This is a genomic window from Mycobacterium sp. NAZ190054, assembly GCF_001545925.1.
GTDB lineage: Bacteria > Actinomycetota > Actinomycetes > Mycobacteriales > Mycobacteriaceae > Mycobacterium.
Genome location: NZ_LMVQ01000105.1, coordinates 1 through 11147, shown reverse-complemented (window position 1 = coordinate 11147; position 11147 = coordinate 1). Strand labels below are relative to the sequence as shown.

Annotated in this window: 12 protein-coding genes and 1 tRNA gene; 6 read left to right on the top strand and 7 right to left on the bottom strand. The window is 69.7% G+C overall.

Annotated elements, in window-relative coordinates; all coding sequences use genetic code 11:
* Positions 1-901: PucR family transcriptional regulator (locus tag ASJ79_RS09340; protein ID WP_067954439.1), on the bottom strand; the 901-nt coding region annotated here is incomplete at its 3' end.
* 99 nt (positions 902-1000) lie between these two features.
* Positions 1001-3790 (bottom strand): pyruvate dehydrogenase (acetyl-transferring), homodimeric type, encoded by a 2790-nt coding sequence (aceE, locus tag ASJ79_RS09335; RefSeq protein ID WP_067954435.1) that lies wholly within the window; start codon positions 3788-3790, stop codon positions 1001-1003.
* 262 nt (positions 3791-4052) lie between these two features.
* On the opposite strand from aceE, the gene ASJ79_RS09330 reads away from it, so the two are divergent.
* From ASJ79_RS09330 to ASJ79_RS09310, 5 genes are all read left to right on the top strand, one after another.
* A complete protein-coding gene (locus ASJ79_RS09330; protein WP_067954443.1) occupies positions 4053-4556 on the top strand; it encodes a hypothetical protein in 504 nt (167 codons plus the stop codon).
* A 103-nt stretch (positions 4557-4659) separates the two neighbouring features.
* On the top strand, positions 4660-5085 hold the full coding sequence (locus ASJ79_RS09325) for a DUF3052 domain-containing protein (RefSeq protein ID WP_067954433.1): 426 nt from the start codon (positions 4660-4662) through the stop codon (positions 5083-5085).
* Between the two features lie 3 nt (positions 5086-5088).
* Entirely contained in the window at positions 5089-5553 is a 465-nt protein-coding gene (locus ASJ79_RS09320; protein ID WP_067954441.1) for a peroxiredoxin, read from the top strand.
* Between the two features lie 47 nt (positions 5554-5600).
* Positions 5601-5672: transfer RNA gene (locus ASJ79_RS09315), tRNA-Val, on the top strand.
* 44 nt (positions 5673-5716) lie between these two features.
* Positions 5717-6331: a PepSY domain-containing protein gene (locus ASJ79_RS09310; protein WP_067954431.1), complete on the top strand. Its 615-nt coding sequence runs from the start codon at positions 5717-5719 to the stop codon at positions 6329-6331.
* A gap of 18 nt (positions 6332-6349) precedes the next feature.
* Here ASJ79_RS09310 and ASJ79_RS09305 read toward each other — a convergent pair whose 3' ends face one another.
* From ASJ79_RS09305 to ASJ79_RS09285, 5 genes are read right to left on the bottom strand one after another with little or no spacing between them, the layout of a single operon-like run.
* Positions 6350-6940, bottom strand: coding sequence for a heme-binding protein (locus tag ASJ79_RS09305; RefSeq protein WP_067954429.1), 591 nt, complete (start codon positions 6938-6940; stop codon positions 6350-6352).
* Positions 6941-6989: 49 nt separating this feature from the next.
* Entirely contained in the window at positions 6990-8699 is a 1710-nt protein-coding gene (locus ASJ79_RS09300; RefSeq protein WP_067954427.1) for an amidohydrolase, read from the bottom strand.
* 50 nt (positions 8700-8749) lie between these two features.
* Entirely contained in the window at positions 8750-9586 is an 837-nt protein-coding gene (locus ASJ79_RS09295; protein WP_067954425.1) for an SURF1 family protein, read from the bottom strand.
* 1 nt (position 9587) lies between these two features.
* The gene (locus tag ASJ79_RS09290; RefSeq protein ID WP_067954423.1) at positions 9588-10082 is read right to left on the bottom strand and encodes a low molecular weight protein-tyrosine-phosphatase; all 495 of its coding nucleotides are present in this window, start codon (positions 10080-10082) and stop codon (positions 9588-9590) included.
* Positions 10075-10752, bottom strand: coding sequence for an HAD hydrolase-like protein (locus ASJ79_RS09285; RefSeq protein ID WP_067954420.1), 678 nt, complete (start codon positions 10750-10752; stop codon positions 10075-10077). Before ASJ79_RS09285 ends, ASJ79_RS09290 begins: the two co-directional genes overlap by 8 nt.
* A gap of 84 nt (positions 10753-10836) precedes the next feature.
* Between ASJ79_RS09285 and ASJ79_RS32095 the strand changes: the two genes are divergently transcribed.
* On the top strand, positions 10837-11147 hold a 311-nt coding region (locus ASJ79_RS32095; RefSeq protein WP_197420145.1), incomplete at its 3' end, for a Nif3-like dinuclear metal center hexameric protein.

Genomic DNA, 11147 nt, shown 5'->3' with positions numbered 1-11147 from the left:
CCGGGCGCGGCGCACCGGCCCACCCGGCCACGGCGTTCATGCCCGCGATCGCCTCGGTGGCGCTGCGATGGGCCGCGCCGAGTGTCGGGGCGGTCGGGCCGATCACGACCGGGCCGTCGGCGAAGACCCTCATCAGTTCGGACAGGAACCGGTCGGTCGGCGACAGGCCCCCCGAGACGACGGCGACCAGCCAGGTGCCGTGCACGTCGGACAGCGTCGCGCGTCCGTTACGGTCCGCGACGTCGCGCACGTCGTCGCCGGCGAACTCCATCCGGTCCGGGCGCGGCGTGCCGACGATGACCGTCGCGGGCGCGGTCGCGTCCCAGTTCAGCGCCGCGGCCTGGGACTGCAGTTCGGGTCCGGTGCCGCCGCGCACCACCGCGTCGATGAGGTTGGCCTCCATCCGGGTGTCCCACGCGCCGCGCGCCTCGGCCTGGTCGGCGTACGCGGTCGCCGCCGCGAACGCCAGGTCCCGGCTGTAGCGCAGGATGCCGGCCGTCAACGCGGCCAGCTGTTCCTCGGAGCGGGCCAGCAGCGGCACCACTTCCTCGAAGAACTCCATGGTGACGCGCACCATCTCCACCGACTGGCGCAACGCGATCCGTCTGCGCAGATCGTGCGGCACCACCTCGAACGCCTGCGCGGTGTAGCTGACGTCGCTGCGCGGATCGCGCATCCACTCCACGAAGTTGACCACCGCGGTCTGCACGACCAGCTGCACGCTGGCGCGCTGGGACGCCTCCAGCGCGGCGAAGAACGGCAGCCGTTCCTCCATCACGTGCACGGCCTCGGTGGCCAGCCGGCCCGAGTACTGCTTGAGCCGGCGCAGCGCGGACTCCGGGACACTCTCCAGCACCTCGACGGTCGATCGCGGCGGGACGAACCGGTTGCTGTCGGCCATTCCTAAAATCTACGCCGGGTTTTAGCGGAAACCTCCAACGCCTGCGCGACTCGGTGCCTGATGTCGTCGCCTACGCGACTCGGTGCCTGATGTCGTCGCCTACGCGACTCCGGGGTCCGACGTCTGCTCCGGCGCCGCCATCACGTCGTCGATCTCGTACTTCGTGGCCGCTTCCACGGCCACCGAGATGTCGATGTTGCCGTCGGCCGCGAGCCCTTCGAGCACACCGACGACGATCGACTCGGCGTCGGTGTTGTAGTAGCGCCGGGCGGCCGGGCGGGTGTCGGAGAAGCCGAAGCCGTCCGTGCCCAACGTGATGTAGGTGCCCGGCACCCAGGGCCGGATCTGCTCGGGCACCGCGCGCATCCAGTCCGACACCGCGACCACCGGTCCGGTGGCCTCGGCGAGCGCCTTGGTGATGTACGGCGTCTCCGCGGGCCGGTCGGGATGGCGCAGCTTCGCCTTCTCGATGGCCACGCCGTCGCGGTTGAGTTCGCCCCAGCTGGTCACCGACCAGACGTCGGCGGCGACGTCCCACTCCGAGGCCAGCATCTCGGCGGCCTTGAGCGCCGACGGCATCGCCACCCCCGAGACCAGGATCTGTGCGGTGTTGCTGCGCTTCTCCGGTGCGGCCTGGTAGCGGTAGATGCCGCGCAGCAGGCCGTCGACGTCGATGCCCTCGGGTTCGGCGGGCTGAACGTAGGGCTCGTTGTAGATCGTCATGTAGAAGTAGACGTTCTCCGGGTCGGGGCCGTACATCCGCTCCAGGCCGCTCTCGACGATGTAGGCGATCTCGTAGGCGAACGCCGGGTCGTAGGCCACCACCGCGGGGTTGGTGGCCGCCAGCAGCAGCGAGTGCCCGTCGGCGTGCTGCAGGCCCTCGCCGACGAGCGTGGTGCGCCCGGCGGTGGCGCCGAGGACGAAGCCGCGGGCCATCTGGTCGGCGGCGGCCCACAGGCCGTCGCCGGTGCGCTGGAACCCGAACATCGAATAGAAGATGTAGATCGGGATCATCGGCTCGTTGTGCGTCGCGTACGACGTGCCCACCGCGGTGAACGACGCGGTCGAACCCGCCTCGTTGATGCCCTCGTGCAGGATCTGGCCGACTTCGCTCTCCTTGTAGGCCAGCATCAGCTCCGCGTCCACGGCTGTGTAGAGCTGGCCGTTGCGGTTGTAGATCTTCAGGCTCGGGAACCACGAGTCCATGCCGAACGTGCGTGCCTCGTCGGGGATGATCGGAACGAAGCGCGGCCCGATGTTCTTGTCGCGCAACAGCTCCTTGAAGGTGCGCACCGTCGCCATGGTGGTGGCGACCTCCTGCTTGCCCGACCCCTTCTTCAACGCCTTGTAGGTGTCCCGGCCGGGCAGCGTCAGCGGTTTGCTCTTGGTGCGCCGCTCCGGCAGGAACCCGCCAAGCGCCCGCCGCCGGTCGAGCATGTAGCGGATCTCCGGCGCCTCGGGCCCCGGGTGGTAGTACGGCGGCAGGTACGGGTCGTCCTCGAGCTGCTTGTCGCTGACCGGGATGCGCTGCACGTCGCGGAAGTCCTTGAGGTCTTGCAGCGCAAGCTTTTTCATCTGGTGGGTGGCGTTGCGGCCTTCGAAGTGCTTGCCCAGCGTGTAACCCTTGATGGTCTTGGCCAGGATCACCGTGGGCTGGCCCTTGTGCTCCATCGCCGCGTGGTAGGCCGCGTAGACCTTGCGGTAGTCGTGGCCGCCGCGCTTGAGGTTCCAGATCTCGGTGTCGGTCATCGGCTCGACAAGGGCCTTGGTGCGCGGATCGCGGCCGAAGAAGTGGTCCCGGACGTAGCCGCCGTCGTTGGCCTTGTAGGTCTGGTAGTCCCCGTCCGGGGTGGTGTTCATCAGGTTGACCAGCGCGCCGTCGCGGTCGGCGTGCAGCAGCGCGTCCCACTCGCGGCCCCACACCACCTTGATGACGTTCCAGCCCGCACCGCGGAAGAAGGACTCCAGCTCCTGGATGATCTTGCCGTTGCCGCGCACCGGGCCGTCGAGGCGCTGCAGGTTGCAGTTCACGACGAAGGTCAGGTTGTCGAGGCCTTCGAGCGCGGCGACATGCGCCAGGCCGCGGCTCTCCGGTTCGTCCATCTCGCCGTCACCGAGGAACGCCCACACGTGCTGCTTGGAGGTGTCCTTGATGCCCCGGTCGTGCAGGTAGTGGTTGAACCGGGCCTGATAGATCGCGTTCATCGGGCCCAGGCCCATCGACACCGTCGGGAACTCCCAGAAGTCGGGCATCAGCCGGGGGTGCGGGTAGGACGGCAGCCCGCCGCCGGCGTGGCTGTGCTCCTGGCGGAACCCGTCGAGTTGATCGGCGGTGAGCCGGCCTTCCAGGTAGGCCCGCGCGTAGATACCGGGGGAGGCGTGACCCTGGATGAAGATCTGATCGCCGCCGCCGGGGTGGCTCTTGCCGCGGAAGAAGTGGTTGAAGCCGACCTCGTAGAGCGCGGCCGACGACGCGTAGGTCGAAATATGGCCACCCACACCGACTCCCGGGCGCTGCGCACGGTGCACCATGATCGCGGCGTTCCATCGGATCCACGCCCGGTAGCGGCGCTCGACGTCCTCGTCGCCGGGGAACCACGGTTCCAGCTCGGTCGGGATCGTGTTGACGTAGTCGGTGGACGTCAGCGCCGGGATCGCGACGCGTTGCTCGCCGGCCCGCTCGAGGAGTCGCAGCAGCAGATAGCGGGCACGGGCCGGACCGGAGCGGTCCAGCAGGTCGTCGAAGGACTCCAGCCATTCGCCGGTCTCTTCGGGGTCGATGTCCGGCAGGTACGAGGCGACACCTTCTCTGATCACACGAACCCGGTCGGGTTCTGCTGTGCTGCCGGAGTTTTGGGCCAGATCCTGGCGCACGAACTCGGTGGTCAACTTCCGCTCCTTGTTAGGCGGTTCAAGCTACGTCCGCATCGGCTCGGTGGGTTACCTTGCGTCCCGCGCACGCGGCGCTTCCATCCTCGTCTAATCCTGCCGCATGCGCACCAGCGGGTGGGTGCGGGCCACGATCCGGGGCAAGTTCCGGGTGAACCGGCAGGTGAGCCGGTAACGTCTGCAGACTGTGCTGATCGGTCGGTGGGGCGCCCGCAGCGTGCGGCTCGCCGCGTCGGTGACCGGCGCGTTCGCCGCGCTGGCGATGGTCGTGGTGGGCTGCACGAACGTCACCGACGGGGATCCCGCGGTGGCCGAGGGGGAGGCGCCGCTGTACCGGGCGTCGGTCTCGGCGTCCCTCGAGGAGTCCGCGGCCAGTTCCAGCGCGCGCGAATCCGAGCGGCAGGCGTCGTTGACCGTCGAGGCCGTCCGCACCTCGTGCGAGGCGCTGAGTTCCAGCAGCGCCGAGGCGATCGGCGCGGTCAACACCTACGTCGACGCGTTCAACAACAACCCGGCCGACGTCGGCCGGACGGCCGGCCCGGCCGTCGACGCGCTCAACCACAGCGCTGACCTGGTCGCGGGCAGCATCTCCGACCCGCTGACCCCGGAGCTGCGCGACGCCCTCAACAGCTGGGTGGACGCGGCGCGGGCCGTGGCCACCGCGATCGCGGGCAACTACGGAACCGACGAATTCAACGCCGGGATCGAGCGGCTGAACGAAGCCAAGACCACCGCTTTGGACCGTTGCGACGCGGCATATCGATGAACCTGCCGCTAGATGGCTTGCTGTCTGGGCTGGGCATGCGACGATAGGACTTCGAACGTGACCGAGCGCACGGTGCGCACAGGCGGCTGAAGGAGGACCGACGGTGGTGTCGGCGGGTGACCCCCCGAACTACGCCCGAAAGCTGGGCATCCAAAAAAATCAGGTTGTGCAGGAGTTGGGCTGGGACGAGGACACCGACGACGACATCCGGGCCGACATCGAGGACGAGAGCGGCAACGACCTCCTCGACGAAGACACCGACGAGGTGGTCGACGTGGTGCTGCTGTGGTGGCGCGACGGCGACGGCGACCTCGTCGACACGTTGATGGACGCCATCACCCCGCTTGCCGACGACGGTGTCATCTGGGTCGTCACCCCGAAGACGGGAAAGCCGGGGCACGTGCTGCCGGCCGAGATCGCGGAGTCGGCACCGACGGCGGGTCTGATGCAGACCTCCTCGGCCAACCTCGGCGACTGGATCGCCAGCCGTCTGGTGCAGCCGAAGTCCAAGGCCGCCGGAAGACGCTAGGTGGTGCTTTCCGTGGGCCGGCCCGCGCCGGATTTCACGCTCAAAGACCAGAACAACCAGCCGGTGACGCTGAGTGGCTTCCGCGGCGCCCAGAACGTGGTGCTGGTCTTCTTCCCGCTGGCGTTCACCGGTGTCTGTCAGCGCGAGCTCGACGAAATCCGGGACAAGATCGGTGATTTCGTCAACGACAAGACCGCGACGCTGACGGTGTCGGTGGGCCCGTCGCCGACCCACAAGGCGTGGGCCGCCGACCGGGGCTACACCTTCCCGGTGCTGTCGGACTTCTGGCCGCACGGCGCGGTCAGCCAGGCGTACGGCGTGTTCAACGACGCGTCCGGGTTCGCCAACCGCGGCACGTTCGTCATCGACCGCGCCGGGACCATCCGCTTCGCCGAATGCAAGGAACCCGGCGAGGCCAGGGATCAGGCGGTGTGGACGCAGGCACTGGAGGCGCTGAACACCGGCTGACGATGATTTCCGGTTGGGCCGCGCTGCCGTGTAGCCTGCCCGGGATCGGGCGCGTAGCTCAGTGGTAGAGCTCTGGTTTTACACACCAGCGGTCGGCGGTTCGATACCGTCCGCGCCCACTGTCGAATGGTTTGCCGATCCCCGTCCCGGGTAGCCGCGCATCATGGCACTACGTGACGACCTTGTGGCAGGAATCGGTGCGATCGCTCTCGCCTGCGCGGTGAGTGGGTGCGGACAGGGTGGTGACACGCCGGCCGAGACGGTCACCGAGACGGTCACCAGCAGCGCCGGCCCCGAGGCCGGCGCCCCGCCACCGGGTCCCACCACGACCGGGACCTCCGCGATGCCGCCGACGCCCGGCGGCCCCGGGCTGCCGATAGACGCCGCGCAGCAGGCGCTGCGCACCTCGGCCGGAGCGGTGCCGAACGGACGCCCCTACGACGTGCAGGTCGAGACACGTGAGGGCCAGCGGGTGTTCGAAGTCGAGGTGGCGTCCAACGGACAGCAGTTCGATGTCGTCGTCGACGCCGCCGGAGCGCGGGTGATCTCCTCCACTCCGTCCGACGGCGCCGACGACGACGCCCGCCGGGCCGAGGAGGCGGCCGTGGACGCCGCCCGCGCGTTGCAGACCGCCGCCGACCGGGAACGTGACACGATGCTCGACGAGCTCGAGATCGACAGCGACGGCGCCCAGGTGGTGTGGAAGATCGAACTCGTGCACGCCGACGGTTCGGATGTCGAGGTCAGGGTCGACGCGCAGGACGGTAGTATCCGCTGAGCGGGAGGCCGCGGACCGTCACCCGGTGGGGCTGACGGCGACCACCACCTCGTTGCGACGCCGGAACGGCAGCGTCCACGGCGGGTCGTAGAACCATGACATCGGTTCGCCCTGCGGCGCGAAACCGCTGCCCGCCAAGCCCTCGAGGAGTTCCCGGCTCTTTGCGGCCACGGCCTGCGGGCTGCGATCGCCTGTGAAGCGCAGCACCGCGTACGTCTCCCCGGGCACCTCGACGAGCTCGACACGCTCGTCGTCGGGCTGGGGCAGAAGCTCCATCGACCATTTCGACGGCATGAAGAACCGGATCACCGACCTGCCGTCGGCGTCGCGGGCCTGGGCGACCGGGGCCGTCATCGCGATCGTGGTCTGGCGGGGATTGCCGCCGAAGATGTAGCCGGCGAGGCGCCGGAAGCCCGCGGTGCGTGCCGTCACCTCGTCGCCGGCGACCACCGTCTGCGCTGCGATTCGCGGGCCGTACCGGCGGATCTCGATGTCGCCCACGGTCGTCTCCCGCACGTACATCGGTTCCTCGGTGCCTGCGCGTACGCCGACGAGCGCGCCCAGGCCTTCGACGAACTGCGCTGCGGTGGAGGTGATCTTCGCCAACATGCCGGTAGAGGTACCCGGTGGCGCCGTCGCCGAAATCCGACAGTTTCTGTCAGCAACAACCCTTGGCGCCGCGCACCGCGAGGTGGGCGTGCTCGGTGTTGTCGGCGCCGCCGACCGCGGCGAGGAACTCGTCGAGGTCGATCCTGCGGCCGCCCAGCCAGGTGCCCGTCACCTGAACGGTGTCGATCAACGCATCCGGGTCTACGGTCCACGGGTCCGCGCTGAGCTCGACGAAGTCGGCCAGCTTGCCTGCGGCGATCGAGCCCACCAGGTGCTCGCGCCGCAGAGTCCGTGCCGCATCGATGGTCTGGGCCCGCCACGCCTGGTCGAGCGTGATGGCCTGGTCGGGACGGTGCACCCCGCCGTCCCGGGTGCGCCGGGTGACGGCGGTGGCGATATTGACCACCGGTGTCGGCGGTGACACCGAACCGTCGTTGTGCAGCGACACGCACGCACCCGAGCTGACCGCGTCGTTGAACGCGGCCCAGCGCGCCCCGTGCTCGGGGGCGAAGATGGCGCCGTCGAGCAGGTCGCCCCAGTAGTAGTACTGGAACGGGGCCATCGACAGGTGCACCCCCAGCCGCGCGGCCCGGTCGAAATGCGCGCGGGTGCCCGCCCCGCAGTGCTCCAGCCGCCAGCGGTGGTCGGTGCCCAGCAGATTGTGGCGCTGCAGCGCGTCCTCGTACGCGTCGAGGGCGAGGTCGAGCGCCAGGTCTCCGTTGGCGTGGAACGCCATCTGCCAGCCCGCCGGGGCGGCGCGGTCCAGGATCGCGTCGAGCTGCGCGCGGCTGTAGTTCATCGACTCCGCCCCGCCCGCGGTGGCCGGGTCGATCCCGGCGGTGCGGGTGGCCTCGGTGTCGAGGTAAGGGAACGAGATCGCGATGTTGCCGACCCACGGCGAGCCGTCGGTCCACAGTTTCACGCCCGCCTTGGCCAGCCAGGTTTCGCCGGCCGAGAAAGTGGTTGGCTGCCAATAACTGTCGGTGGTCGACATCTCCCACATGCTGACCCGCAGCGGGCACGACGGCGCCGCGGCGAGTGCGTCGTAGCCCGCGGCGAACTTCTGGTCGTAGGTCATGTCCGAGGTGGAGGTGTAGCCGCCGCGCGACATCAGCGCGAAGTAGTTCGCCGCCGACGCCAGCGGATCACCCATCTGCGCCATCAGCGGGCCGGTCACGGCGGTGAGCACCGGCAGCTCGAAGCCCTGGCCGTTCAGCGAGCCGTCCGGGTTGCGGCCGTAGTGCGAGGCCACCGGGTCGGCGGGCGGTTTGGCGTCCCAGCCGTAGCTGCGGATCAGCGCGGAGTTGAAGTAGACCCCGTGCCCCGAGTTGTCGGTCACGACGGTGACGCGGTCACCGAAGATGCGGTCGAGTTCGTCGGCGTCGGGCGCCGGGTGACCGTGCAGCAGCGCGTCGTAGCCGGCGAACCACAGCGGGGTGTCCGGGTCGCTGGTGGCCAGCGCGTCGGCGAACACCGTCTGCACATCAGCCCAGGTGGGGCAGTTCCACGGCGCGACGGAGCGGGCGGGCGCCTGGGTGGCGACCCCGCTGATCAGCGGATGACCGTGCGGCTCAACGAATCCCGGCGCCAAGACCGGCGCACCGGTGTCGACGATCTCGGCGTCGGGCAGGGCGGCGCGGCAGTCGTCGACACCGCCCACCGCGACGATCCTGTCGCCGGACACCGCGACCGCCTGCGCGCGGGGAGCGCCGTCGTCCATCGTGATGACGGTTCCTGCGGTCAAGATCACGTCGGCCATCGGCACAGTTTGTCACCCCGACCCGCGGCATCGGGGGAATCGGGCGACGGTCAGCGTCGCTTGCCGTAGCGGTCGGCCAGTTTCTGCTCGGTGGTGACCGGGGCGGGCTCGCCGCCGGCGTTCTGCGCTTCGGCGTCGGCCAGCGCCTTCTCCCGCCGGCGCACCCGGATCTCGGAGTACACGAAATAGCCGACGCCGATCGGGGCGATGATGCCGAACGCGATCCACTGGATGCCGTAGGACAGGAACGGGCCCGCGTCGAGGTGGGGGAGCGGGATCACCCCGAGCCCGCCGGGCTGGTCGGCCACGAGCTGCAGGTACGAACCCGCCAGCGGTACACCGGTGAGCTCGGAGATCTGCTCGATGTTGATCGAGTACACCTGTCTGACACCGTCGGCCTCGAACGGCGTCTTGTCCCGCGCGACGCCCTCGGAGTCCCGCAGCCGCGCCGTGATCGTCACCGTCTCGGTCGGCGGCGGATCGAACGGCGGCACCGCCGAACCCTCGACCGGACGCACGTATCCGCGGTCGACCAGCACGGTCGGTCCGCCGTCCACGGCGAACGGCACCAGCACCTCGAAGGCCGGATCGCCGTCGATCAGCCGCAACCGCGCCAGCACCTGGGCTTCGGGCAGATAGCGGCCGGTCGCGGTGACCTGCTGCCACTGTTCCTCCGGGGCGGCCGAATCCTGTTCCGGCAGCAGGGTGGTCACCGGGACCGGTTCGGCGTCCAGGGACCGGGAGATCTGACTGTTCTCGCGTGAGGTCTTGGTGTTCTTCCCGAGCTGCCACGGCGCCAGCACGGTGAAGCACAGGTAGGCGAACGCCAGGACGACGACGAACAACGCCAGCCACTGAGGCCGCAGCAGGAAGGCCCAACGCCGCATGTCAACCCGCCTGTTCCCGGCCGGCCAGCTGCTCGTCCACCCAGCGGTGCAGCCCGGGCAACGCCGCGTCGATCACCGCGAAGACGTCCTCGAAGTCGTCCTGGGTGCCGTAATAGGGATCCTCGACGTCGAGCACGTGTGCACCCGACCTCGGGTCGAAGGAGCGCAGCATCCGCAGCCGCTCGGGGGGCACGCCCATGTGCTGCAGCATCCGCAGATGATTGCGGCCCAGCGCGACGATCAGGTCGGCGGACAGGTGGTCGTCGTTGATCTGGGCGGCACGGTGAGCCGACGGATAGCCGTGGGCACGGAGCACATGGCCGGCGCGCCGGTCGGCCGGCTCGCCCTCGTGCCAGTGGCCGGTGCCCGCACTGGTGACCCGGACGACGTCACCCAGCCCGCGTTCGCCGATCTGGTGGGCGAACATCTTCTCCGCCATCGGGCTTCGGCAGATGTTGCCCGAGCAGATGAACGTCACGTGCACCAGCTCAGACACCGAGCACCTCGCGCAGATGGTCGACGTCGGTGACGTGCGCGAGCGCACCTCCGTCGCCGTCGGCGAAATCGCGGTGGCCGTAACCCCAGCCGACCACGATCGTGCCGATGCCGTGGACCGCGGCGCCCTCGACGTCGTGGTGACGGTCGCCGATCATCACGACCCGGTCCGGCACCGGGGCCAACTGCGCCAGGGCGCGCGCGACCACTTCGGATTTGACGGCCCGGGTGCCGTCGGGGCTGGCGCCGGCGATCACCTCGAAGCACCCGTCGAGGCCGAAGTGGGCGAGGATCCGGTGGGCGGTCGGCTCGGCCTTCGACGTCGCCACCGCCAGCCGCACCCCGGCCGTCTGCAGATCGGTCAGCAAGGCCGGGATGCCCTCGAACGGCCGGTTCATCGACCAGCCGCGGCTGACGTAGTCGGCGCGGTAGGCGGCGATGGCGGCGTCGGCGTGCTCGCCGAGGCCCATCTGGGCCAGCGTGACGTGCATCGGCGGCCCGACGATCCGGCTGACCAGGTCGCCGTCGGGAACGGACGCGCCGACGGAGTGCAGTGCGTGACGGAAGCTGGCGACGATGCCCTCGGCCGAATCGGTCAGGGTGCCGTCGAGATCGAAGATCACCAGGTCGCCGCGTCCGACGGGAGCGACGGGGCGGGTACCGTCCAGCATGTCTGTCACCCGTCCATTGTCCCTGAGCCGGCACCCGGGGTGCCGCTCGGTTCCGGGTGATGTCACGCGCACTAGTGTCGTGATGTGGCAAGTGTCCGGCTGGTCGACGTGATCGACGTGCTCGAAGCGGCGTACCCGCCTCGGCTGGCGCAGAGCTGGGACTCCGTCGGGCTCGTCTGCGGCGACCCCGGCGAACCGGTGGAATCGGTCACGGTGGCCGTCGACGCCACCGCCGCGGTGGTGGCGCAGGTACCCGACGGCGGCCTGCTGCTGGATCTGGCGTGCCGGGAAGTCCGCGGGATGGGGCTGGACCTGGACATCCACGTGAACATCGGCGCGGCCCGGCTGGGCAACCCCGGTTTTGAGCAGCAGGTGCGTGAAGTGTTGACGCGGTA